Consider the following 25456-nt stretch of genomic DNA (forward strand, 5'->3'; position numbering starts at 1 on the left):
GTCATGCATGTGTTGGCTGACACACTGCTATCGGGAGCAAGCTCCCTCCCACATTTTTAGTGGTGTTCACTTCACATTGGTTTCCAGCCAGGCCTTCAAGTCCTGCACTTCCGCTGCGCTGATGGTGTGGTTCATGCCCGGATAAGTATGAAACTGCGGCTTGAGCCCCAACCCCGACAACACCTCGTTCGCCCGCGTCGCCGAGGCATACGGCAGCGCTTGGTCCAACGTGCCGTGGCCGATGAAAATCGCCAACTGGCCCAATCGCTCATCCGGCTTGAGCTGTGCCTTGAGCACCGGCAGCACGCTGCCACTGAGCGCCGCAATCCCGCGCACCAACTCAGGGTCACGTAACGCCACCTCGTAAGACATGATCGCGCCCTGGCTGAACCCCACCAGGAACACCCGGTCAGGCTGGGTGTGGTATTTGACGGTAGCCTTGGCGACAAACGCCTTGATCAGCCTGGCGCTGCTCTGCAGGTCGTCGGTCATCCCATCGTAATCGCCGTCACCCGGCGTCTTGGTGAACCAGCGGAACCCTTGGGCGTCCACCGGCATCGGCGCGCGCGCCGACAGGTAGGTCCAGGTGGACGGCAGCGCATCCTTGATGCCGAACAGGTCTTCCTCGTTGCTGCCAAAACCGTGCAGGAAAATCACCAGCGGCTGGTTGCGCGCATCGCCCAGGGTCTGTTCCAGGTACAACAACGGCAAGTCGGTGTGCAGGTCGGAATCGGCGTGGGCGGCACCGGCCACCAGGGTCAGCACCAGCGCGAACAGTTTGAACATGGAGATCGACCTCAGGGTTTGCGCAGCAAATAAGTGTCCATGATCCAGCCGTTGGCCAGACGCGCAGCCTTGCGCACCCGTTGGATGTCTTCAGCGACTTCACTCACCTTGCCGCTGATGAGGATTTCATCCGGCGTGCCGAGGTAGGCCCCCCAATAAATGTCCAGATCCTGATCGGCCACGGTGCGGTAGGAGTCTTCGGCGTCGAGCATCACCACCAGGGTGTCGGCATCGCTCGCCTGCCCCGCCGCCAAGCGGCGCCCGGTGGTGATCTCGATGGAGCGGCCGATGCGGTTCAGCGGCACTTTGTGCTGGGCCGCCAGGGCCTGCACGCTGGTGATGCCGGGGATCACTTCGAATTCAAAGACGCAGCGGCCACTGGCCAGGATCGCCTGCAGAATGCGGATGGTGCTGTCGTACAACGCCGGATCGCCCCAAGCCAGAAAAGCCCCCACTTCGCCGTCGGCCATTTCTTCGTTGATCATGCGCTCGAAGGTCTGCTGCTTATCGCGGTTGAGGTCCTGCACGGCGCGGGCGTAGTCGATGTCCCCGCGCACCCGCTCGGGGCAATCGGCCTCGACGAAGCGGTAGCCGGGCTCGGTGATGTAGGTCGCGCAGATCTCACGGCGCAGGTCGATCAGCTTGTCTTTGCTCTGGCCCTTGTCCATCAGGAAAAACACGTCGGTGCGGTTCAGCGCCTTCACGGCCTGCATCGTGATGTAGTCAGGGTTGCCGGCGCCAATGCCGATGATCAGGATGCGTTTCATGGGTTGCTCTCATTGCGGGGCGTGGATTTTGCCATGTTCACGCACTCAGGCGTGAGTTTCCAGGCGCAGGCGCCAGACGCCGTTGAAACGCAGCTCAGTGCAAGACAGCGGCTCCACATCGATGCGATAAAACATCGCGACGGGAAACTGCATGACGTAGAGCAACGCGGCGCGGATGACAAACGGATGGGTGATGGCCACGACATGGCCGGATTCGGTTTGCAGCGACTGCATCCACTGCGCGACGCGCGCGCAGAGCCGATCCACCGACTCGCCACCGTGGGGTGCGCTCGCGCTGTCGGTGAGCCAGGTCGTCAGTTCGGCGCTGTCGAGCGCGGCGATGTCCTGGCCTTTCCAGTGCCCGACATCGCCATCGCGCAAGGCCTCTTCGATCTGCGCCCGATCGCCGAACAAGCTCGCTGTCTGACGGGTTCGCGCCTCGGGCCCACAGCGCAGCCGCACGTTTTTCTTGAAGCGACCGGCCAGGGATAACGCCGCGTTTTGCCAATCCATCGCCAACGATTCGTCATCGGCAAAGCAGCCGCGCTTTTGCAACGGCGTGACGGCATGGCAGATCAGAGTCAAACGGGTGGCTTGCATCGCGGATCGCAGCTACAGGAAGGATGAGGCCGCCAAGACTGGCGCAGTTGGGGCGATCACGCAACGTCCGGGGCCGGATCCTGCACTAATCAAACCACTCCCGCCGCCCCTCGAACGTACTGGTGATCAACTCGACGATCATCTGCACCGCCTCGGCATGCTGCACCTGCGCTTTCACCGCCAGCCACACCTGGCGCTGCATGGGCTCGGCGAGCAATCCCGGCAAGGCCACCAGGCCACGGTCGAAGCTGCCCATGTAGCGCGGCAGCAAACCGATGCAGGCGCCGCAGCGGATCATCTCGAGCATCAACGAATAGGCATGCACCTGCACGACCGCGGCCAGGCGCTGTGCCACCACCGTGTTCCATGGCTGTAAGGCGTTCACCTGCCCATCCGGCTGCCACTGCACCAGCATGTAGTCATCCAGGTCTTCGACACTGTCGGGGCGGGTTGTCAGCCGCGAGTAACGCTTGGCGATGTGCGGCAGGTACTCCAAGCGCGCCAGCACTTGAGGCGGCGCAGTGGGGAAACTCGGGCCGGGCGTGGGGCCATCGGCGTCGGAGAGCCACAGCACCACGTCAACGTCCACCGCTTGCAGGGACAATTGGCTGTCGATGGAGATGATTTCCAGGCGCACGCTGGCGTTGCGGCGCAGCAAGGCGATCAGGTCGCGCCCGAGGATGTCGTGCAGGATCGGCTCGGCCACGGCCAGGCGAATCAGCGGTTGCTCCACCACCGGCAGGCGCCGCGCATGGGCCAGGGCAATCAATTGCGCCTGCAGCAGTTGACCATCGCGGCTGAGTACCAGGCCGTTGCCCTGAAAACTGAACAACACGTGGCGCAACTGTTCCTCCAGTTGCGCCAGGCGTTTGCGCAGCAGCGTCGCCTTGATATTCAGGCTGCGCGCTGCCTGCATGAAACAGCCGCAGCGCGCACTCACCAGAAAGTAGCGCGCGACCTCCGGCTCGATGTCGTTGGCCAGGGCCAACCAGGCGCTGCGGGACTGACTCGGCTCGCGATAGGGTGCAGGCCCCTGGGGGCCAGACGGTTCTAGAAATGCCATGGGAGACTCCCTGTCTTGTAGGTCTTGTGCATCCAATGCGGTTGACGCGGGTTACTCCAGCACCTGGTTCAACTGCGCGCCGTCGATGCTCAAGGTCGCGGTATTGAGCATGCCTTCCAGGTACGCCTTGGCGATCTGTTCCTGGCGTTGCGCGCGCAGGGCCTGGGTCAGGCGCTCGCGCAGTTCGTCGAGGGTGGCGGTGCGCGCCGGTTGCTGGGCGGTGAGTTTGAGCACATGGAACCCCGCCGGGCTTTGCACCACCTCCGAGACCGCGCCGACCTTGAGCCGCGACACCGCTTCGCGCACCGCCGGCACCAGTTGCTGCAACGGCTGCAAGCCCGAGTCGCCGCCGCGCTGGGCGGTGTCCGGGTCTTGCGAGTATTGCGTGGCCAGGGCGGCAAAATCCCCCGGCGCGGCCTGGGCCTTGCGGCTCAGTTCCTGGGCCTGGCGACGTACCGCGTCGACACTTTGCGGGTCATTCAGCGCCAGGAAGATCTGGCTGACCCGGTACATCGGCGGCGTTATCCATTGTGCTTTGCCAGCGTCGTAGGCCTGCTGCAATTCAGCGGCGCTTGGGTAGTCGGCCGGCACCTGGCTGACCGAGAGCATGTAGTCGCGAAACACGATCTGTTCGGTGGCGGCGCGGGTCTGTTGCTCCACCTCCGGGCGTTGGCGCCAGCCCTGGGCGTCGGCCTGTTCGAGCACGGCCTTTTGCGCCAGGCGCGAACGCAGCCAGCTCTCCAGGGCGCCACGGTTGCCGCGCAGTTGCTCACGGGATTCGGCCGGCAGGCTCGCCAGCACGCTTTTCAGTTCAGGCACGTCGATCTGCTGGTTGCCCAGGCGTGCCACCGCCGGCGCGCCACGCTCGTTGGGCGAGGACGTGACGACAGGCGCCGGTTGCTGAGCGGCGACCGGGTCGCTGCCCGGTCGCAGGCTCAACCCCACCGCCACCACCAGCAACGTCAGCGCCCCCGCGCCGACAACCACGGTTCGCTTCTTCACAGCACCGGTACCTCTTCAGCCACAGGTTCAGCCGCCGCCTGGGCCTGCAACTGCGCGGCGTGCTGGCTGTACTCACGCAGGTAGACGATAAATTCCTGCAGCAGGCGGTCCCACAGTTCCAACTGGCTGCGCAGGTGCGTGGCGCCGACACCGGCCACCACCACGTCCATTTCCATCAGCAGAAATTCACCCTGCACCGACAGCCGCGCAAAACGGCGCGAGGCGTTCCACACCTGGGCCAGACCTTCGGGCAGGTCGCCCTGCACGCGCAGCGCGCAGCTGTAGGTGAAATCCACGTAGCTGCCCGGCTCCGTCGCCGGGTTGCCGAAGCGCACCGCAAAGCCGATGCCCTGGCTGGCGCTGAGCAGTTGCACGATGCCGTTCTGCTCGCTCTGGTTGACCCGGTAGCCGGCCTCTTGCAGCAACTCGGTGAGGCTCTGGGCGGTGACGCTGGTGATCAATTCGTTCATGGTCTGCTCTTCCTTGTGGATCAATGATTGACGCCCGCCTGGGGCGCATCGAAGCGGGTCTTGTACAGATCGTCACCAAAACCCTGGGCCAGTTCCTCGAACTTGACCCGCGCACCGCTGGCGAAGGGTTGGCGAATACTCATCACCTCGGCCACGTCGATTTTTTCGTAGGCCGCAAGCAACTGCTGAGCCACGCCGTACATCTGCTGATTCTTGGCTGAACATTGCTGCACTTGTGTGTCACGTTCGCTCAGTTGCGCCTGCAGGCGTGCGCGCTCGGTTTCTTTGCCCTTGGCCAACACCAGCAGTTCGTCATAAGCCTTCTTGAACTTGCCGATCTGCTCGTTGCTCGCCGCCGCCTGGGCTTGCGCCTGGCTGTGCAGGTTCTGTTGCTGGCCGGCGAGTTGCTCGGCCACGCCACGGGCCTTTTCCAGCTCGGCGGTCAATTGCTTGATTTGCGCCTGGGCCTGCTTGGCCTGGTTTTCCGCCGCCAGGCGCGCGGCACTGGCCTGGGCCTGCTCGCTTTGCAGCGCCTGCAACTGCTGGGTGGTGCTGCGCAGTTGCGTGCGCAGGCGCTCTTCCATGCCTTCGGCCGAAGCACCGGTGGTAACCAGCAGCAACAGCAGCGCGCATATTCGCGTGTTCATGGGGCATCTCCCTGCGCATCAGAAGCGCGTGTTGAGTTCCAGTTGCATCACATCGACTTCGAACGGCGCGCCATACACTTCCGACGCACTCAACCAACGCGCACTGGCGTAGATGTTCTTGTCGATGCCGTAGTTGCCGCCAATGAAGTAGCCCTTGGCGTTGGTGCCGCCGAGGTGATACGAGGAGTCGTTGAAACCGTCGGGCAAGGCGTCAGGCTGGATGTACTTGTAGCCGGCCAGCACGTTCCAATCGCCACGTTTGCGCATCTCCAGCGCACTGCCGAGGGTGAACTGCACCATCATGGCGTTGCCGCCACTTTCAAACTGGCCCTTGCTATTGATGTTGTTGACGATCTGGCCTTCGCTGCGCTTGAGCATTTCGCCTTTGTCGTAGGCCAGGTTGCGGATGTAGTTGCCTTGGGTGCGCAACTTGAAGTCGCTGGGCAGTTCGCTGTCCCAGACCAGGTTGAGGTCCAGCACGTCGAACTTGGACGCCAGGCCTACGTACTGCGGGTCTGGCGTTCTGACAGGGTCAGCCGGGTTGGTGGTGTTGTTACGCAGCAGGAACACACTGTTGCCTTTTTGCATAAAGGCCACACGCGTGCCGTCGGTGTCGCAACCGGGGGCGCCGGCCCACGGCGAACAAGGGCTGGAGCGCTCACCCTGGATGTCCTGGAACTGGTAGTAGGCCGCGGCGAGCTTAAGGCTGTTGCCGCGGTTGATCTTCCAATCGGCGCCGATTTGCCCGCCGAACAGCCATTTGGTCTGACTGTCTTCCTTGTCCTTGCCGTTGCTGCTGGCGGCATCCGCGGTGTATTCGACCGGGAATGCACCGAGGGTGCCGAACAGACCCCACTCGTTGTTGAGCTTGTGGTTGAAGATCGCAGCCACGCCGTCGAAATTGAGCTCGTTGGAATACATCATGTCGGTGGCGTAGAACGGATTGGCGATTCGCCCGCCGGTCAAGGTCATGTAGTCGGTGGTTTTCCACCTCAGGTAACCCTGGTCGAGCCAGATGTCCTTCTTGCCGAAGCCACCGCCCAGGGTCTGGGTAGTGGACACCGGGTTATTGTCAGAGCCGGTGCCCAGGCGAATGCCGGCGGTCCATTCCGGCGAAATCACCGCTTTCATGCCCAGGCGCGCACGCAGGCGGAACAGGCTTTCGCGGTCTTCACGGGTGTTGAGCAGCGGCGGCAACTTGGTGTTGGAGTTGCGGTTGACGTCGTAAGGCCCGTTCTCATTGAGCTTGGCGTAATCGAGGATTTCATTGCTGTTGTTACCCGAGAAATAGCGCGACTCGTCACGCAGGCGGATATCGCCATCAAAGCTGATGCGCGAGACCCAATCCGGGAAGGTATTGGGCTGGGCCCAGTTTTCCTGCTTGGCGGTGGCCATGACTTCGGCCTTGACCTGATCGCGGATCTGGTCGCGCACCGCTTGCGGCACATACTGCACGCGCACATCGCCAGGTGCCGCCGTCGGGCCGCTGGCGACCACCGGCGCGGCATTGGCCTGGCGTGCCTGCTGGGCCTCTTTTTCTGCCTGGGCGATCAGCCCATTGGCGGTGTCCTGGGTGAGCACGCCTTGCTGTACCAGCAGGCGGATCAGGTTGATCGTGACGTTTTCCGAAGGGGCGACCGGGGCGGCCGTCGCCTGACCGACCAGGGTCGCGATGACCATGCCGACCGCCAGGGTCAGGCGATTCACGGGGGAAATCATTCGTAAGCAACTCCTGTAAAAAACTGCAAAAAATGGGTTCGATCAATCCGGACGCCGACCCTTGAGGGACAGGCGCACCGGCATGCTCACCGAGGCTGGAACGCGTTGCGCGGCATGCGGTACACGCAACGCCGCCAGCACCTGGGCATCGGTCTCGCGGTCGCCGCTGGACTTGGCCAGCTCCACACGCGTGACCTGGCCCTCGGCGCTCAACCACACATCCGCCTGTACCGCGTAGGCCTTTTTGCGTAACTCCGGGTCTTCCCTCAGCAGGCGTTGAAACACCCCCGCCAGGTATTGCTTGTACGTGCCGGTACCCAGGCCACCACCGCCGGAACCGGCCATGCCGCCGCCCTTGCCCGCGCCGATGTTGAAGCCGTCGTTACCGGACTGCGCATCGCCATCGATCTGCATCGGGTTGGCCAAGTCGTCGGCCGGCGAAGGCGGTGCTTCTTCCGCCGGCTTCACCTCTTCGGGCTCCGGCGTGGGCACCGGTTCGGGTACTTTTTCTTCCACCTGGGGCTCGGGTTCCTTGGGTTTTTCCGGCGGCGGTGGCGGCGGTGGCGGCAACGGGATAATGGTCGGCACCTTGGGTGCTTCGCGGCGTACCCCACTCATGTCATTGGCCCATTGCCAGAGAAACCAGGCAGCCACGGCGCCCAGCAGCAGGCCGGCGCCCCACTTCAGCGGGCGCAGCGGCGGCTTGTTTTTCACGGGCAACGGCGGCATCGGGATCTGTGCGGTCATGACTCAGCCCTGGCTCGGTTTGCCGGTGACCAGCCCGACCTGGGACAGCTCCAACCGCCGCAGCAGGTCGAGCACCTCGATCACCTTCTGGTACTGCACCGTGGCGTCGCCGCGCACGATCACCGGGAAATCCGGGTTCAGCGCTTTCTCGATGCGCAGGCGCTCCTCCAGCTCGCCGAGGGTGACCGGGTAGGCATCGAGAAACACCTGGCCGCCGTCGTTGACGGAGATGGCCTTGGTCTTGGCCTCCGACAGCGACACCGAGGCGCTGGCCTTGGGCAGGTGAATCTGGATGCCCGAGACCTGGGCGGTGGCGGTGAGGATGAACATCACCAGCACCACCATCAGCACGTCCACCAGGGGCGTGATGTTGATGCTGTCGACGGCGGCATCGTCGTCATCGTCGTGGGAGGCATTTACGGAAGCCATGGCGATTCTCCTCAGGCCGAAACCGGCGCGTGGTGCGGCACGCGGTGCGCCGTTTCACTGAACTGGCTCTCGCCGTGCATCTCCGCCAGGCGTGTGATGAACTCGTCGACGAACACGCGCATGTCGGCGCTGACTTCCTTGTTGCGCGTGATCAGGCGGTTGTAGCCGAACAGCGCGGGGATCGCGACGAACAGGCCCATGGCCGTAGCCAGCAAGGCCGCCGCCATGCCCGGGGCGATCGCATTGATGTTCACGTCGCCGGCCATGGCCGTGCCGAGGAACACCACCATGATGCCCAGCACCGTACCCAGCAGGCCGATGTACGGGCCGCCGGCGATGGCGTTGGACAGCGTCGACAGTTTGGAACTGAGCGCCTGGTTTTCGCGGGTACGCACGCCGTCCATGGAGCAACGGATGGCTTCGATGGTGGCCGCCGACACCGACGAGGTGTCGGCGCCCTGGGCGCGGCGGGTGCGGATCTCCTTGACCGCCACGCAGTACAGGCGCCACAGCGAAGAGTGGGTCAGGCGTTCGGCGAGTACGTTGTCGTCGTAGAACATTTCCAGGCGGGTGCCGATCTGCGCGAACTGCTCGCGAAACGCCTCGTTGGCACTGCTCACACGGCTGACCATACGGTTCTTGCGAATCATGATGACCCACGACTGGAACATCATCGCCACCAGCACCAGGATGATCACCCAGGCATCCATCGGCACCGCGTTGAGCAGAAAGCCCAGGCTGCCGAAACCGTAGCCCGACTGTTCTTCATCCACGCCGTAAGCGACCAGTTTCGACTCGGCGCCCTGGGCACTCGCATCGGCCAGCAACACGGTCGCCGGGCGGGCCACCTTGGACAGGCGCAGCTCATCCATCGCCCCGGCAAACGGCAAGTGCGGGCCGGCTGCTTCCGGCAGATCGGCGCCGATCGCCAGTTGTGTATTGAACGCCGGCATCGCCACCGCCAGGCTCGCGGTTTCGCGGCCGTTGACATACAGCGTGACTTTTTCACCCTCGGCGGTGAACGCCAGGTGCTGCCATTGACCGGGGTTCAGCGGCTGGGTCGAGACGGCGCGCTGGCCGTCGATTTCCACGAACGGCATGCCTTGGTTCAACCCGAGCAACAGGCTATGCGGAGCCTCACGCCGGGCGAGGACGATCTGTTCGCCGCTGGCCTGGTCCAGGCGCAGCCAGGCGCTGAACGTGAAGGCACCACCGGCGGCATGTTGCAGCGACGGGCTGGCCGGCAACAGCAAGGGCTGGCCACTGAACTGCAAGGCCCGCCCGACCACACCGTCGATGCTGCTGCCGGTGGCATTCAGCGCGGTGTTGGCGTAGGCGGTGGTGTCCCGTGGCGGTGTGCCGCTGGCCCCGTCAAAGTGATACAGCGCGGTGTAATTCGGGTCGAAGGTCAGCTGGCCGTTGGCGGTGGCCGGGGCCTTCTGGTTGCCGTAGTACATCCACAGGTCCTGGCGCTGAGCGCCTTCGACCTTGGGCACATCGACCCAGATCAGCGCCATGCCCATCAGCGGGTCGAAGCTTTCGATCTGGTGGTTGAACACGGTCTTGTCATCGGCACCGACAAAGCGCAGGTCGCTGCCGTCGTCCTTGACCCCGTCAAAGGTGAAGTTGCCGGTGTGCAGGCGCACCAGCAGCGCGGTGCGGCCCAGGGCCTGGTTGATCGCGGCGCCTTGGGCGGTGGTGTCCACGCTGATCTGTTTGCGGTAGTGCCAATCGTCCTGCCACCAGGCATGGGCGGTGGCCGGGAGCGCGAAGCCCAGGCAGATCAACAGGCTCAGGAATAGGCGTTGCATGGGAAGAATCTCCGGGAAAAAGGGTCAGAAGGTCGCCTGCACACTGAAGTGCAGTCGCGAGTCCTGTTTCTGGGTGTTTGGTCCGTCGAGCAGCGGGTAGCCCCAATCCAGGCTGCCGGACAACCATTTGCTCAAACTGGCGCGGGTGCCAAGGCCGACACTGGCCAGGCTGTATTCGTCTTCCTGCTCGGGCAGCGGGTCGTGCAGACGCAGGCGCGCGCCTTCGGCGAACGCGTAGAAGCGCCACTCCTGCACATAACTGCCGAGGAACTTGGCCAAAGACGGTGTGCGCAGCTCCTGGGAGAGCAGCAACCCCTCATCCCCCGTGCGCTCCGCCGCCAGGTAACCGCGCACCGAGGTGGCGCCGCCAGCGGAATACTGCTCGTTGGACACCAGCGGTCCCGAGGCCAACTGGAAGCCGGCCTTGGACGCCGACTGCCAGTCGTTGGCGAAGGTGTAGGTGTAATTGGCATCGCCCTTGAGCACGGCGAAACTCGGGCTGGAGTCCCAGCGCTTGGCACGGAATTCTTCGGCGTCGCTGCCATAGCCAAAGAATGCGCGGGTGCCGACGACCAGGTTCAAGCCCAGGCCCAGCTGGGATTTTTCGCTGTAGCGGTAGCCGTTGTAGCCAAAGGTGAACGGGGCATACTTGAGCGGCACCTGGTCGCTGCTGGCGCCGAATTTCAGCTGTTCGTCGAAGTCCTTGAAGTCGATGCCGAAGGAGAACGAGTTGGCCCAGTTCCCGTCCAGCGGCAGGTTGTAGATCGCCGACACCCCGTAGGAATGGCCCTTGCCCAACACGTTGCTGCCGCCGATAGTGGCGATGTTGCTGTCGGACTGATAACCGGAAAACTGCAAGGTCCAGCGCTCATCCAACGGCGCGCTGTAGGAACCCGACCAGACCTTGGCATTCGAGCTGTCCTGGGGCGCGGTGAAATACGTCAGCGAGATGCTGTGGCCCAGTTGCCAGAGGTTGTCGTAGCCCAGGGTCGCGACCGAGCGCAGCTTCTCGGTGTCGGCGCTGTAGTCGTTGTTCAGGCCGATACTGGCGTGCCATGGGTTCTGGTCCTCCACCTGCAAGTCGACGTCCATCGTGCCGGGGCGCTGGCCCTCGCGGACCAGCGGCGTGACCTGGCGCCCGGCACTGCGGTTGAGCCCGGCCAGCTGGGTTTGCACGCTGGCGAAATCCGGCACGGCACCTTCCTTGAGCGCCGGTACTTCCTCGCGGATTTCCACCGGCGAGTAATGCTTGGCCCCCACCACCCGCACGCGGCCGACCTTGGTTTCGCTGACTTGCAGGTAGACGATGCCGTCATCGACCTTCTGCTCCGGCAGCTCCACAAACACCGACTGGTAGCCACGCGCCTGGTAGATCTTCTGCAGCGCGTCGCGGGCGCCTTCGATATCGTTCAGGGTCTTTTGCGGGCCGAGAAACGGGTACACCGCCTCTTCGATCGTTGCCGCATCGAGCACGGTATTGCCGCGCACGAAGTACTCGTTGACGTCCACCCGGCGCGCCGGGGCATCGCCCTCTTCGGCCAGCGCCGGCTGCACCAAGGTGCCCAGCGCCAGGCAACACAGCGCCAGCGTTGACTTGAACAGATGCTCCACACAGCCCCCTAAATATCTAAAATGTTGCGCCCTCGCCGATTGCACGGCGTTTGGCCTGCTCAATTGCGGGTTGTCGAAAGTTGGCTGTGCCGTGCCAGCCAGGTGTGCAACAAGGCGAAGTTCAACGAGAACTCCGGCATGTGCAGCAAGGCGCCACAAAACACTTCACCGATGACGGTCTGGATCAATTGCACCGCCCGCGGGTTGCTCAACAGGGTGGCGATATCGCGCTGCAGCACCTGGATGCCCCACACCTTCTGGTGCAGGTCGAGGCCGACGAACCAGCGGAACAGCAGGTTGTAATTGAGCTGTTCGTGCAATTGCTGTTCGCTGGGCACGGAGTACAGCAATTGCAGCAGCAGGATCTGCAACACGGTGCGCGGCGCGATCTGCATCCCGGGTGCGGGCTGCAGCAGGTCGTGGTGGCGGTCGAACACCGCATCGATCTGCGGGCGCAACAACACCAGCGAATGGCCGGCGGGGATGTAGCTGGAGACTTCCTTCAAAGCGCCCTGCCAATCGTCCTGCGAAACGATCCACACCCAGGGCGCGCCGTAGCGGTACACCGAAACCGGCTTCTTGCGCGCGGCTTCGACGATCTTCGACAGGCGCTGATCGAGCTCCTGCATGCCGACTTTCGAGTAACGTTCCATAGTTCCCATGTGCCCCACTCCTGGCGTCCTGCTGACGGCTGGGGAGACGACTTGTGGCCGCCTCCAGCGCGTTACATAGGCAAGACGGGCGTGGCCGGGCACTACCGAACTTTTGTCACGAAAGCTTCATTTTGGATTGAGTGGGGGGCATTTTTTGGGGAGGGGGTGATCGGCTACATGTCCGGTTCTTTGGGTTCTGATCCATGGAGATATCTGATCTATGGAGATCAAAATGTGGGAGGGGGCTTGTCCCCGATGGCAGTGTGTCAGTCACTACATGCATGACTGATCCACCGCCATCGGGGGCAAGCCCCCTCCCACCCTTCCAGCCGAGTTAGCCATGAAACACCAGCCTGCTATTAGGCCGCCGCGCCAACAGCAAAAAAAACGGGGCAATCACTGATTGCCCCAAACGTACATCGAGAGGTCCTTCCACCTACAACGTGATCTGCTTGCGCTCCTCATCCGTCAACCGCGCACGCGCCTGTTCGCTCAACGGCCCCGCGCCCAGCACCTGCACCGGGCTGTTGGGGTTGTACTCCGAGGTCTTCGGCTGTTCCTGCGGCTCGCGCTGCACCGGCTCGGAGCCAAAGCTCAACACTTCCACCGTCACGATCGACGCCCTGCCCTGCTTGGCCGCCGCCTGCTGGCTGCGCGCCGCGTCTTCCGCCGCCTGGGACGCCGCCGCCCCCGCGGCGCTGGCCGAGGTCATGGCGCCGGTGTTGACGGTGGCCGTCACCGGCACCCCGGACGACTTCCCCTGGGTCTGGATGTTCGCCGCGTTGACCACATGCAAGGCGGCGATGTTGACGTTGCCCGAGACCCGAATGCCCGCCTCGCCCGCGTCGATGGTGCCGGCCGGAGCCAGCAGGTCGATGTCACCGGCCGGCACTTCGGCAATCGGTGCCAGGGTGGCAATACCGGCACCGGCGCTTGGCACACTGGGTGACAAGGTCACGTTGCCCCAGGTGTCATAGAGCCGCTTGGGCGGTGTGTACAGCACGGTGGTTTTCGAGCCACGGCCGGCGTTGATGTCGCCTTCGTTGGACCAGGCGAGAATCGCCCCGCCAAAGGTGGTCATGATCCGGCTCTGGCCAAGCAGGATGCTGCCCCGGGAATACAATTGAATATCCCCGGCACCCTGCGTGAGGACCCCAGCACTGGCCGGCGGCACGTTGCCTTCAATCCCGAACACCTGCTGCCCGCCCGGGCTGAGCATCTGGATATTGCCGCCAAACAGGGTATGCACCCCGGCACCGCCGTACAGGGTGATGTCGCCGTTGTACACGATCGGGTTACCCGCCACGTCCTTGCTCGGCAACAGTGCGTTGATGGCCGCGCGGCTGCGGACAAAGCTACCGGAACGCGGGCCAGCGGCCAGGTTGTATTCGCGACCACCTTCGCGCACTTCGGCGAAGTACACCGAACGGGCGAAGATGCGTTGCTGCTCGGGGCCCAAGCCTGCAAAGTACGCCCGCGCCTGCTCGGCATCGCCGCTGAAGGCGTAGCGCTCGTTGAGCCATTGCAACAGTTCGGCCTCGTAGGTTTTCGCCACCTTGCCGGCTTGCGCGGCCAGCGCGACACCCTCGACCGCCTGATTGGCGCGGTCCAGGTAGGGCGTGACGAACTTCAGGTAATCCAGGCCGTTGAGCCCGACCCCGGCTTCCAGCACGATGGATGCCCCCGGACGGGAGTCGCCCGCCGCCACCGGTCCCAGGCTGGTGATGGATGCTTTGTCGGCCATCAACAGGTTGCGCCCGGCACTGACTTCCAGGGTGCCGGGGCCGGCGACGTTGAAGCTGCTGTAGAGAATGTCGCGCCCGGCGGAAACCACTGACACGTCCTCAGGGCGGCTGTGAACGAACAGGTTGCCGCGGCTTTCACCCAAGTAATCGCCGTTGTAACCCAACAGTTTAGGAAGCACCGTCGACGAGCCCATATCGGTACCTGAACTGACAATGTCGCGCCCCGCCTGCATCCAGACCGGGCCTGCGGACTCATAGCGGACCTGGCCTTGACGCGGGCTGCCGAATGTCAGGATCTCACCGCTGCGCAACCCTACGATGTCGCCCTGCTGGGCATAAAACCTGGCCGGTTCTGCCTGGGAAGCCGGACGCGCAAGATCAGTCGCGCTGCGAAAGGCGAACAAGGAAAGGTCGTCCTGTATCGCGTCACTGCCCAGGTTGTTGACGACCAGGCTAAACCCGTTCCTGCCGACAAAGGCTGGCGCGAACGGCGTCGGTATAGCACCCTGGCTGTCACCCGACTGGTTGACCGCATAACCGCTGGCATAAATTGAGTCCCCGGCCAACATGGCCAATCGTCCTTTGCTCGACGGCGCCAATAACAGCGAATAAGCAGGATTGTTAGGCAGCGGGCCAGCACCCAGCGCGGATGCGCCGAGATAAATACTGCCATTGGCTGCTACCACGCCGAGCTTGGAGGGGAAGATGAAACGCCCGTCCGAACTGGAGTAGTTTTGCTCGGGCAGAGGATTCAGCTGGCCATTGGCGCTCAGCGACATGCTCTGCACGCTAGGCGTCAAACTGCCACCTGCGGAGAACAAGTCGATGGCGGTACGCTCGGTCCATAATGAGAACCATGTGGTGCCATTGCCATAAGCGCTACCGTTGTAACTGAACGCTTGGGTATTTTCGGTAGAGACGCGTCCAGGGTCGCCGGTCCCCGCCAACACCAGGTCACCTCGCGTCGACAGCGTGGCCGTGGCGTCGCCCAGCATCAAGGTGATCCCGCCCGTGGCCGTGCCCAGGCTTGCGGTGTACGGCGAGTAGGCTCGGCTTTCCTTGACATCCTGATCGTTACGCATACTGCCGTAGTTCAAGGCAATGCCCCCCAGGCTGCCTGCCTGCAGGTTCAAGGCGCCACGCAGGTTGGTCAGCACGCCATTGAGGCTGAGTGTTTGTGCCTTATAGTCGACTGATTGCAAGCTGGCGGTATTACTGCGGGTCGCACGAGCGTCCAGCCCAGGGTTCAAATCGCCTCCCATGCGTACATCCAGGTCGCCGCCCCCCGTCAACAGCAATTGACCGTCCACCACCCGCCCGGTACTCCCCACTGCCAACACCAGGCCTTCACTGCGCGGTGCTCTCAAGCCATCCACGGAGCCACGGCGCGTCTGCATGCCACCGTCGCTGCCCAGGTCCAGGGTCAGATTGCCGCCGCCCAGCGTGCCGACACCGGTGAACCCCACCAGGCGTGGCAGCTGGTCTATCTGTGCAGCGTCGTCAAAATACCGGTTGGCAGTGCCGCTTTTGCCCTTTATATAAGTGCCAAAGTTGATCCACCAACTGGTCGGTATCGGGGTGACACCCGCCGTGCTGCCTGTGCCTTGGCGCCACAACCAGTTGCCCAGGTTCGCACTGTTGAGTTGGCTGCGACCGTCATTGTCCATTGGCCTATCTTGCATCGACGTCCAGACAGCGCCCGTCAGGCTACCGCCGGTGCGCAGCAACACGTTGCCGCCGCCGTCGGGGTACCAGGCGGCGTAAGGGCTGGCGCTGCTTTCATCGACCAAGGCTTCATACGCCTTGGCCGCGCTGCCCAGCACCGTCCCATCCTCAGCGGTGACGCGAGCCTGGTTGAAGTCGGCGGCGGCACCACCTGCGCGAGACGCGCTGGACGCCCCTGCGGTGTACACGCCGTAGGGCGATTGCATTGAGACGTTGCCCGCAGCGATCAGATCCAGATCACCGGTGCCGGTGCGCAGCACACTGAAATGCTGACTCACGGGTGAAACCAGTTTGACCGGACCGACGATCACCTGTTCAGGGATTGCTGGAGTGGGTTCGCCCAAGGAAACGCACAGATCTGCGTCGCACATACTTTCGTTTTCGGGTGACACCGGCGCCCCGGGAGTAAAGCCAAACAACTCGGCTAAGTCGCTCCACACGTAGTTGACGCGCACGCACAAGTCCGGGCAAGAAGCCCACTCGGACTCCGGCACCGGAGTACCCGCCGTGACGCCGAACAGCTCGGCGGCAAAGTCACTCCAGTACCAGGCGCCGCCTGGCCGGGCCGGTTGCCCCGGGATGATGGTTTTACTGTGAGTCTCGTAAATGCCGTAGTGCGTGTCCGCCAGGGTCAGGTCGCCGGCAAAGGCCGGCTGGATAGAACGCGTGTCGGCCGCCTGGGTATCAGCACCGGACACCAGACGCAACGACCACGACTGCGAGCCTTCGGCCAACATCGGCGCCACAGCCCAGTTCTGGCGTGCCGTGGCGCCGGTCACGGTATGCAACGGCACCGATATCGCGCCGTTCGGCAGTTTGACGTCCGTGCCATAAGGAATCAGCGCGCCAACCTTGAGAGCCAGGTTCACAGCCAGCAAAACACCGTCGGTCGCACTGCCGATCAGCACCCCTCGGCTGGGTAACGGCACGCCGGCCGGCCAGGTCATCGCGCGCAGGGCGGCAGCGCCCGCCAATACGGTGCCGGCGTCCAGTCGTGTACCGGCAGCGAGCACCACAGGTTGTTGCAACAACGTGCCGGCGGCATACAGCAGGTTGCCGGCGCTGTCGCGCACCGCCGCGCTCAACACGGTATTGGCCGGCAGGGTCAGTGGCGCATCGAGGATGCCCTGCGTCGGCAGCACAGTGCCTTGCGCCAGCGTGGTGGCCTGGATCGGTAACGAGTAGTTGAGGGTCTTGCCAGTGGGGAATGCACTGCCCTCTGCCAGCACCACACCAGGGCCGGGCACGATCACATCGCTGCCGAACCCTTGCAGGCCGGGGGTCAGCACCCAGCCGTTGTCGTCCGGGGTGGGCGGCGGCGGGGCAAAACCGTCGTTGATGCTGCCGTAGACGTCCAGGTTGCCACCGGCACGCACCACCAGGCTGCCGACCTCGCCAGAACCATACACCAACGTCTTCGGCGTATTGCGGTTGAGGCTGGCATAGCGCATGCCCGACAGGTCCAGGTCGCCACTGACCACCAGATCGCCTTCGGCGACGATTTCCACGCCTGGGCGCAGGTGGAAGGCGTCGGCGTAGCGGCTGTTGTTCAAGCCCGCCAGCTTGCCTTGCGTCAACCCGAGGTTGTTCAAGGCATTGTTGATAAAGGTTTCACTGAGCGCGTGTTTTTTATTCAGATAATCCTGATCGATCACCTGATACGGCCGGCCACTGGCCGACGGCTCAACGCCGGGCGGCGCATCGGTGTAACGGGCAACGGCGTTCAGCGCGATGGAGCGAGCGCCAAGGATATCGACGCGCCCGCGCGCATCGATGGCCACATCATTGGCATTCAGCCGGGGGGCATTCAGTTCCAGGGTGCCACGGGCCAGGCCGTCGTATTGCCCCGGGCCACGGCCCAGGACCGCAGCCGTGCCGTGGCGCACGTCGATACGCGCGCCATCGGCCAAGGTCAATTGACCGTCACCGCTGTTGAGTTCAACCATCGCCCGGTTCGGCGCATCGATGATTTTGCCGTAGCTGTCGACCCGCAACGCCGTACCGTGGGCATCCAGCACCGCACTGCCGGCGAGGGTCAGACCCTGCTTGCCGGCCAGGCGGATACTGCCGACCCGCTCACCACTGGCGTCGATAGTGCCCACCACCGTCAAACTGCCGTTATCCACCGAGACGTTGACCTGATTGGCCTTGAGTTCATCGCCGATAACCAGGTTGCCCTGCTTGAGCTGGAAGCTGCGCGAACCCCACACCTGTCCCTGGTTCAAGCGTTGGTTCAACGCGGCGAAATCCCCCATCTGCTGCGCACGAATGTCCACCCCGCCCGCCTGGTACGGTACCAGGGTGCCACCGGCATCGTAATAGCCGCTGCTACCGGCGCGGATCTGCCCTTGCAAGTCGACCTGCCCTGCTCCGGCGTCCACCGCCACGGCTTTGAGCAGGCCACCTTGGTTGTATCGGGCTGACAGGTCGACGAGCGCACCTGCGGCCTGATAAATGTTGCCGTGGCGGCTTTCCAGGCTGACGTCACCGCCCCAGCTGTATTTGCTCACGTCGTTGTTCCGCACGGTGCGACCACTGAGGTCCAGACGCGAAGAGGCGCCCAGGGTCAGCGCTTCATCGGCGCTGAGGGTCAGCTTGCCGCTTGGCAACACCACCGCCGTATCGACCGCCACGCTGCGCCCGGACAGCAATAACTCGGCGCCCAACGCGTCGATGGCCGTCGCATCCGCCGGGGCCGCACCGTTGGCCGGGGCCACTACGGTCACTGCGCCACCGGCGGTGATCCGGTTGACCGAACCGGCTTCACCGGTCAACAGCGGCGCGGTGATGGTCAAGTTGCCGCCACTGTAGGCAAAGCCCTTGCCCGCTTCATAAGCGCCCTGGGACTGATGCACCGCCAGGCTGCCTTTGTGGTTGGCCGTAATGCGTTCGTCGGCGTTGAGGTGGACATTGGCAAAGCCCAGGGTCATGCGGCCATTCTCGGTCAGGCCATCGGGCTGGGCATTGCGGCCATAGCCAAATTCGATGCGCCGAGCCTGCAGCTCCAGGGTGCCGCTGCCGGTGCCCGCACCTTGGTTGATCACGGCCGGCGGCGCACTGGTATCGCCTCCCCACACCAAGGTGCCGGTCTGGATCAACGCCACATCCGCCGCGTTGCCATAGCCATAGATCGCCGGAGTCGTCAGTAACAGTTCATCCAGCAGTGACTTACCCGAGCTGTCGAGGGTGCTCAGGGTGGCGCTGCCATAGAAGTTCAAGGATTGCCCAGCTGTCAGTGCCAGGCTTTTCAGGGCCGGTGCGCCGCGTGAGGTATCGCCGCGCAACAGGCGATCCATCACTTGCTGATTGAGGGTCAAGCCCGACGGCAACACGCCGCGCGCGGCGGCCTCAGCCAACGCCTCCGGGCTGCCGACGTTGATCCCACCCACCGCCAGCGCCAGATGACGGGTGCCGTAGCGCACACCGTCACCCAAGGCAAAGCGGTTGGTGGTGGCAAAGGCAATCGAGCCCTCGGAATACAGTGACGTTTCACCGCTGCAAGCCCCTGGATTGCACTGGCCGATCAGGATGCTGCCTGGTCCTCTATTATTGTCGCCAGCGGTTGGGGCCAGCATCTGCAAGCGCCCATTGGACACTGCCAGGACACTATGAGCGCCTGGTCGATAGATAAAACCATCATCCGAGTCATAGGCAGCCTTGCCGAGCCCCAGGGTGTTGATCGACGCACCTTGTTCGATCTCAATGGCGCCCGAGGACGTACCCGTCATCAAGAACACTTCCGGCGCCGCCAAGCTCGCACCTTGACGCACAACCACCGAGTTCGCGCTGGATCCTGTGTCGAACCCGACAAAATTACCACCCTGGCCGTACATCACCGTCGTCAAGCCGCCCACCACCAAACGGGCGGCCCCCAAGGCATTCAAATCGCTGGCGCGTACCGCCACTGTCGACGGCGTGGTACTGGCTTGGGCAGTGTCAGAAATCACCTCGATAGCGTCGCCCTGCACCGTTACAGTGGCACCGAATCCACCCTCCGCGGGTTTAAAACGCCCCTCGCCATCAAAGGTGAACCCCACGTCTTTTTGACCGGCGATCAGTTGCAACTTCAGGGTTTTGGCGTCGGCTTCAAGGGCCGCACGCGGGACGCCCAGGCGCGCAGCGTCAGCGCGCACGAAGTCTGCGTAACGGGTTTCGTTGTACTGGGAATACCGGCGCAATACCGCCGCCGGCGTGACGATCACCTGGCTCGACAGGCTGTCGCGAATGCCGGTGTGGGCAATCGACAGGAAGCCCTCGGTTGACCAGGAACCGTTATTCATGGCCGAAGCGTTCGGCATCGAACCTGCGGCAAACGCCGTTGCCAAGCCGTTGATCTCGACCCGAAACGCCCCCGGCAACAAGGCGTAACTAGACGGCAGCAAGGTGTAGGTCCCCGCCGGCAAGCCTGGAACCCCGGCACCGATACTGATTTGTTGCCCCACCAGCGGCTGGGTCGCACCCGGCTCGCCACCGCTGGGCGCGACTCCCGGCTGGGCGCCGGGAACAATCGCATAGATCGGGTTGGTGGCCAGCCCCGGCAAGGTAAAGCGCCCGTCCGCACCGATTTGCACCAACGGGTTGTAGCGCGCATCGGTGGAGCCGCCGCGCCCGGAGACAAACGCCGCGCCGAGCAACTCGCCGCCACCGGCAAGGTCCAGCACCGCGCCCTGCTGCACATTCAGCGAGCGCCCGACCAATTGCATACCAACGGCCAGACTGCCCGTGTTATAGGTGCCGCCGACGCCCAGCAACTCCACCTGTTTGCCGTTGTACTGCCAGGTCACGCCGTCGACTGTCCCGCCATACGGCAGCACCAGGCCACCGGCGCTGACGGAGGTCAGGCTGCCAGGCAACAGGTTGATCACTTTGGTGGAACGGACGATGCCGCCATCCATGCCCAGGGTCAGCACGCCCATGGGCGCCCGTAACACGCCGCCTTGTTCGATGGTCGAGGCACTCAGCAGTAAGCTGCCAAACACTGAATAAGGTTGCGCCGGGGCCTCACTGCCGACCCGGCCGATGCGCAAGGTGCGTGTCGGGTCAAAGTCGCTGTTAGGCCCCGTGTAGCCGGCCGTGACCTCGGCAACGGCCCCCGTAGCCGGGTAAATCTGCGCCGCCGTCAGGCTCAAGTCGGCCTGGGTGGTCAAGGCGGTTTTAGTATTGTTCGCGCTGCGGGCCAGAAAGCGCATATCCCCCAGGCTGACCAACTGGGCCTGATCGAAGGCGCGTCGGTCAATGCCGTTAGCCAACGCCTTGGAGCGCTCGGCATGGGCACCGAAGTTGAGGCTATCACGCACATCCAGCACGTTTGCCGCTTCAACCCTCAAGAGCCCGGCTGTACCCTGCGTGGAAACGCCACCCTGGACCGTCGGACGAACGGCGCCGTCGCTGCCCTGGCTGTTGTTGCCAACCCCGGCCAGGCGTACATAAGGCGCCGCCAGGAGCACCTGGGACTGTCGGGGCGCGCCATCCGTCAACGCCATGGCCCCGGAATACAGGCTCAGGCTCTGCCCCAGACGCAGGGACACGTCACCGTCGAAGCTGATCAGACCATTGCTCAACAGCGACAGGTTATCGAAGCCGCCGGCGTCGACCTGGCTGACCGTGAGCCGGCCATGACCGTAGACCAGGCTGCCCGCGGCCGATTCGGGGGTGCTGCCGGCGGGCAACGGCACGCCCGGATCGGCGGCACTGACAATCAATTCACGGGCTTGCCGCACGCGAGCGGCGGCCGATTCGGCGTACAGCGGCGTTTCCAAGGCCAGGCTCAGGGAACCACCCGCCGCACCGGCACCACCGCTGCCGGCCTTGAGCGTACCGTCGAGGTACACGCCGGTGTTGGATGCCAGGGAGATGTTGCCGCCACGGCTGGCGATCACGCTCGGGCCGGCACCGTCCAGGTCCAGCACCGCCTGGCTGCCGGAAGCGTCAAGGCGCGCGCCTTCGCGCACCACCACAAACAAGTTGGCGGCGGAGGCGATCCCGGTGGCCGGGTCGATCACCCCGCCAATCACGATAGTGCCGCCCTGGCCGACCGTACCGTAGCGCCGGCCGAGACTGTCCACTGCGGTGAACGCCCGCCCGGCCACGTCCAGTACTGCGTGTTCACCGATCCAGATCGAACGGCCATGGCCCTGGTTTTCAACGCCATCGGCCACGTTGGGTTGCACGCTGACAGCGCCCAGCGTGATGCTGCCACCCCAGGCATTCAGGCTGCCATCCACGGTCAACTGGCCAATGCTGCGTAGACTGATCGCTTGACCCGGATCAACCTCAATCCGCGCGCCCTGGCCGATGCGCAGTTGCGCCGACGCCATCTGCGCCGCTGTCGACAACAACGTACCGGCTTGCAAGCTCACACTCGCGCCTTTGCGGGGGGTCAACAGGCCCTTGGTGGGGTTTTCCTGATACTGCGGCGGAGTCCAGATCTCCAGCGCAGTGCGTGGCGCTGCACCGCTCGCCACGCTTTGTGCGTTGTCATTGAGGCGGTACACCGGGGTTGTCACGGCAAGCTGGGTGCCATCGGCGACCACCAGACCTTCATTGCCCGTGATGTCATAGGCGCCAAAGCCCTTATTGAAGAACCCACTGCCGAGCTGCAACGTCCCGGTACCTGGGGCAACCGCCGAATCGCTGATCAGCACCTGGCCGGCCTGCACACTCAGGCGCCCGCCGCCATTGACCCCATACCCGAGCAACTCACCGTCGAGGGCCAGGCTGCCTCGGCTGTCGCCACTATTGGCGTTGGCCGCGAGCGTCAGGTCACCACCCTTGCCGCCAGTGAGCTGGCCCTTGGCATCCAGGGCTGCGCCGGATGACACGTCGACCTGGCTACCTGCCGTCAGGGTCATATCACCGCTACTGCGCAACGCCACGCTGCCGCCGTTGAGATAGGGCAAACGGCTGCCATCGCCGGTGCCCAGCCGCTGATTGCTCCACAAGCCGCTGGCATCCAGGGACACGCCGTTGTTCACCGTCAGGCTGCCACGCCCGCCGAGGGTCACATCGACTTTGCCGGCGGGGGTGATCTGCGTTTGTACGTTACCCAACTGCAGGCTGCCGGAATGCGCGGTCAGGTTGGCATTGACCTCGATTTTCGGAGCAAACAGGGTGATGTCGCCGGCTGCGGCCACCTCCAGCGCACTGTTGACCAGAATCGAACCGGTGCTGGCGATTTTGATCGCGCCCAGCTCCGTCGCGTTCAAGGCATCGGTGTCCAGATAGAGCGTGGACACCCGATCAGCCGGCAGTGCGGTGGTCAAGTCCAGACCTGCGGCGATAGCCGCCGCCCGCTGCCCGAGCACGACGTTTTTCACGGTGCCGGCATCCGCCCCCAGGGCGTACTGCAACGTGGCGCTGTCCTTGACGTAATACGGCACGTAACTACCGACCACGAATTGGGCACCGCGGGCCACGGCTTTTTGCGATTGCAAATAACCGTCCAGGCCTTTTTGCGCGGCCTGGGTCTGGCGTTCGCCCTGATAGGTGTCACCCACAACCTGGCCCTCCAGAACCGCACTGGCGGTACTGACGACCAGGCGTCCGGCATCGCGCCCTACGGTGTAGGCACCTTCTGAACGCTCACGCGGGGCGATCAACGGGTTGTAGTAATACTCGGTCACGCCCCAGCGCTGGCTGTGGTCTTCATAGCCTTTGTAAATCCCGCTGTAGAGCAAGTCCCCCGGCGCGGTGGACAGTTCATACAAACGCCCGTCCGGCCCTTTGAGCCAGGTTTGCTGGACCTTGCCCGCCTGCACATCGAGGGTGCCGCCGGACAGGTTGATCTGCGAACCCTGTTGGGTCACCACGTCCTTACCGCTGAAGGTCACCGTACCGCCCTGGGCCATCCACTCGCCAATGCCGTGGTTAAGGGTGCCCAAATAACCGCCCACTTCCAGCAGGCCACCCGCGGTGTACCAGCGGTCGGTGGCATAGCCATTGGTGCCAGCCGCGACAAAAATCAAGTCGCGGACATCCACCCACACATCGTTGTTATTCAGGGACTTGTCGTCGCGATTGACCGCCGCATCGCGCTGCTCGTTGCCTTGGATATTGACCTTGACGCTATTGGACGCCATCGACACCTTGACCCCGGTGGCGCCGGACACGTCGATCACCGCGCCGTCGCGCACCAGGGTGCGCTGCGCAGCCTTGATACCGACTTGGCCGCCAGTGGCCAGGGTCACGGAACCGCTGCGAAAATCCACCGTGCCGTCGCTGGTGATTTCCACCAGGGACTGGTCACGGCGGTAGGTATCGGCCGGCACAATGTTGCCGTTCTGATCGAGCGACGGCGTCATCAGCCCGGCGCGCTGGCTGTCGAGGGCGCTGCTGCTGTCGAGCAAAATCGCGCTGAGGCTGCCCTCGCCCAGGGTCACGCTAGCGTTGTTGCCCGTGCCCTTTACATGCAGGGTACCCCGGGCTTCCACCGACGAACTGGCGAGTAACACACCGTTTTGCAACACCTGCTGGCCAGCCAGGGTGATGTCACCGGTAGAGGCCTGAATCAGCCCGCTGTTGCTGACCTTGCCGTTGCCGGTGACGCTGACTTCATTGCCCCGCGTGGTGGACGCAACATTGCCATCGGTGCTGTAGCCCTTCTTGATCACAAAGCTGTCGCCCGCCGCCAGGGTGGTCTGGCCTCGCGCGGTGGAAATGGTCCCGGCGTTCTCCACCTCTTTGCCGAGCAACAGCACATAACCGCCGCCCGCAGTGGAGGTGGCGGGCACCTGGGTCTGGATCTGCGCACCACGCTCGACCGTCACCTTGCCGGCGGCCTGGGTGAAACCGGGCGCGCTGTTGCTTGAACTGTACAGCCCCTTGGCGGTGAATTGCTCATCGCTGAAGCCCGTGGCGGCAGCCACCAGGTTGCGCACGTTGACCTGGCTGCTGCCGCTGAACACGACGCCGTTGCTGTTGAGGATCAGCACCGTGCCGTCAGCCTTGAGAGCCCCTTGGATCTGGCTCGGCGCCGTGCTGTTGTTGACCTTGTTGAGCGCGGCCCAATCGCTGTTCTGTTGGAACTGCACGGTGGTGTTGCGACCGATGTTGAAGGTGTCCCAATTGAGGATCGCCTTATCGGCCGTTTGCTTGATCGAGACCAGCGTCTTACCGTTGGCATCGGTTTGCACCGGCCCCTCGGCGTTGACGAACAGCGGCTTGCCATCCGCGCCGATCACCACATTCAAGCCGTTGCCGCCCAGACCGTTATGGATCGTCTCCGGCCCCGCGCTGGCGTTATTGCGGGCAGCGGCCTGCGCCGCCTGTTGCGCGGCAATTGCGGCGACGCTGGTGTTGAGGGTCTGAAAGGAGCGTTGCAACTGCTGACCAAGCGCCTGTTGCTGGGCCAACGGCGGCGGCGTTCCCGGTGACGTCGCGCCAGGGCGTGCGCCGCCATCGGCCTGCGTCACGCCCTTGGCGGCAAACCAACCCGAACTGAACGCCTGGGGCTGCGCCGCGTGGGCACCGCCGGTAAATACCAGCAGTGCGATCACATGGGCCAGGGGTTTAAGGCGCAACACCGGTTGACCGGCAGTGGCAGGCACGTTGGCAGCGCGGTTGGCAGGCAGCTTCAGACGGGAACGCATCACTTACAGGTCCTTTTGACGGGGCAGGCGAACGACGGGCGCGCGAACACTGCGCGGGCACGTGTTGTGGTTATTGCTTAAGGCGGTTGCCGAG

Annotated in this window: 14 protein-coding genes; all 14 read right to left on the reverse strand. The window is 63.9% G+C overall.

What is annotated here, in order from left to right:
- Nucleotides 1–66 precede the first annotated feature (66 nt).
- Nucleotides 67–786 carry an alpha/beta hydrolase gene (locus JN756_RS18585; protein WP_201021165.1) on the reverse strand — a complete coding sequence of 240 codons (720 nt, stop codon included), beginning with the start codon at nt 784–786 and terminating at the stop codon, nt 67–69.
- Nucleotides 787–797: 11 nt separating this feature from the next.
- Complete coding sequence (gene cobF, locus JN756_RS18590; protein ID WP_128191875.1) at nt 798–1553, reverse strand: precorrin-6A synthase (deacetylating); 756 nt, start codon at nt 1551–1553, stop codon at nt 798–800.
- Nucleotides 1554–1598: 45 nt separating this feature from the next.
- Nucleotides 1599–2153, reverse strand: a complete 555-nt coding sequence (locus JN756_RS18595; protein ID WP_126588320.1) for a histidine phosphatase family protein — start codon at nt 2151–2153, stop codon at nt 1599–1601.
- An 85-nt stretch (nt 2154–2238) separates the two neighbouring features.
- Nucleotides 2239–3216: a LysR family transcriptional regulator gene (locus JN756_RS18600; RefSeq protein ID WP_046383054.1), complete on the reverse strand. Its 978-nt coding sequence runs from the start codon at nt 3214–3216 to the stop codon at nt 2239–2241.
- 51 nt (nt 3217–3267) lie between these two features.
- Nucleotides 3268–4218 (reverse strand): peptidylprolyl isomerase, encoded by a 951-nt coding sequence (locus tag JN756_RS18605; RefSeq protein WP_046383053.1) that lies wholly within the window; start codon nt 4216–4218, stop codon nt 3268–3270.
- Nucleotides 4215–4688, reverse strand: coding sequence for a YbjN domain-containing protein (locus JN756_RS18610; protein WP_046383052.1), 474 nt, complete (start codon nt 4686–4688; stop codon nt 4215–4217). The genes JN756_RS18605 and JN756_RS18610 overlap by 4 nt, the downstream gene beginning before the upstream one ends.
- 20 nt (nt 4689–4708) lie before the next feature.
- The gene (locus JN756_RS18615; protein ID WP_017849150.1) at nt 4709–5335 is read right to left on the reverse strand and encodes a hypothetical protein; all 627 of its coding nucleotides are present in this window, start codon (nt 5333–5335) and stop codon (nt 4709–4711) included.
- An 18-nt stretch (nt 5336–5353) separates the two neighbouring features.
- Nucleotides 5354–7054: a putative porin gene (locus JN756_RS18620; protein WP_057004369.1), complete on the reverse strand. Its 1701-nt coding sequence runs from the start codon at nt 7052–7054 to the stop codon at nt 5354–5356.
- A 42-nt stretch (nt 7055–7096) separates the two neighbouring features.
- Complete coding sequence (locus JN756_RS18625) at nt 7097–7801, reverse strand: energy transducer TonB family protein (protein ID WP_057004370.1); 705 nt, start codon at nt 7799–7801, stop codon at nt 7097–7099.
- Between the two features lie 3 nt (nt 7802–7804).
- Nucleotides 7805–8230, reverse strand: coding sequence for an ExbD/TolR family protein (locus JN756_RS18630; RefSeq protein ID WP_017849147.1), 426 nt, complete (start codon nt 8228–8230; stop codon nt 7805–7807).
- 11 nt (nt 8231–8241) lie between these two features.
- Entirely contained in the window at nt 8242–10041 is a 1800-nt protein-coding gene (locus JN756_RS18635) for a DUF2341 domain-containing protein (RefSeq protein WP_057004371.1), read from the reverse strand.
- Nucleotides 10042–10065: 24 nt separating this feature from the next.
- Nucleotides 10066–11652 (reverse strand): ShlB/FhaC/HecB family hemolysin secretion/activation protein, encoded by a 1587-nt coding sequence (locus tag JN756_RS18640; protein ID WP_104902986.1) that lies wholly within the window; start codon nt 11650–11652, stop codon nt 10066–10068.
- Between the two features lie 59 nt (nt 11653–11711).
- The gene (locus JN756_RS18645) at nt 11712–12305 is read right to left on the reverse strand and encodes a transposase (RefSeq protein ID WP_017849144.1); all 594 of its coding nucleotides are present in this window, start codon (nt 12303–12305) and stop codon (nt 11712–11714) included.
- Nucleotides 12306–12741: 436 nt separating this feature from the next.
- Complete coding sequence (locus JN756_RS18650) at nt 12742–25362, reverse strand: filamentous hemagglutinin family protein (protein WP_201021166.1); 12621 nt, start codon at nt 25360–25362, stop codon at nt 12742–12744.
- Nucleotides 25363–25456 lie beyond the last annotated feature (94 nt).

The organism is Pseudomonas sp. Y39-6, from assembly GCF_023651955.1.
GTDB lineage: Bacteria > Pseudomonadota > Gammaproteobacteria > Pseudomonadales > Pseudomonadaceae > Aquipseudomonas > Aquipseudomonas veronii.

Bases quoted from the DNA above. Each gene is read 5' to 3' on its own strand.
- JN756_RS18615 (WP_017849150.1), bottom strand. From the start codon at position 5,335: ATGAACACGCGAATATGCGCGCTGCTGTTGCTGCTGGTTACCACCGGT.
- JN756_RS18650 (WP_201021166.1), bottom strand. From the start codon at position 25,362: ATGCGTTCCCGTCTGAAGCTGCCTGCCAACCGCGCTGCCAACGTGCCT.
- cobF (WP_128191875.1), bottom strand. From the start codon at position 1,553: ATGAAACGCATCCTGATCATCGGCATTGGCGCCGGCAACCCTGACTAC.
- JN756_RS18630 (WP_017849147.1), bottom strand. From the start codon at position 8,230: ATGGCTTCCGTAAATGCCTCCCACGACGATGACGACGATGCCGCCGTC.
- JN756_RS18645 (WP_017849144.1), bottom strand. From the start codon at position 12,305: ATGGAACGTTACTCGAAAGTCGGCATGCAGGAGCTCGATCAGCGCCTG.
- JN756_RS18610 (WP_046383052.1), bottom strand. From the start codon at position 4,688: ATGAACGAATTGATCACCAGCGTCACCGCCCAGAGCCTCACCGAGTTG.
- JN756_RS18595 (WP_126588320.1), bottom strand. From the start codon at position 2,153: ATGCAAGCCACCCGTTTGACTCTGATCTGCCATGCCGTCACGCCGTTG.
- JN756_RS18635 (WP_057004371.1), bottom strand. From the start codon at position 10,041: ATGCAACGCCTATTCCTGAGCCTGTTGATCTGCCTGGGCTTCGCGCTC.
- JN756_RS18585 (WP_201021165.1), bottom strand. From the start codon at position 786: ATGTTCAAACTGTTCGCGCTGGTGCTGACCCTGGTGGCCGGTGCCGCC.
- JN756_RS18620 (WP_057004369.1), bottom strand. From the start codon at position 7,054: ATGATTTCCCCCGTGAATCGCCTGACCCTGGCGGTCGGCATGGTCATC.
- JN756_RS18625 (WP_057004370.1), bottom strand. From the start codon at position 7,801: ATGACCGCACAGATCCCGATGCCGCCGTTGCCCGTGAAAAACAAGCCG.
- JN756_RS18600 (WP_046383054.1), bottom strand. From the start codon at position 3,216: ATGGCATTTCTAGAACCGTCTGGCCCCCAGGGGCCTGCACCCTATCGC.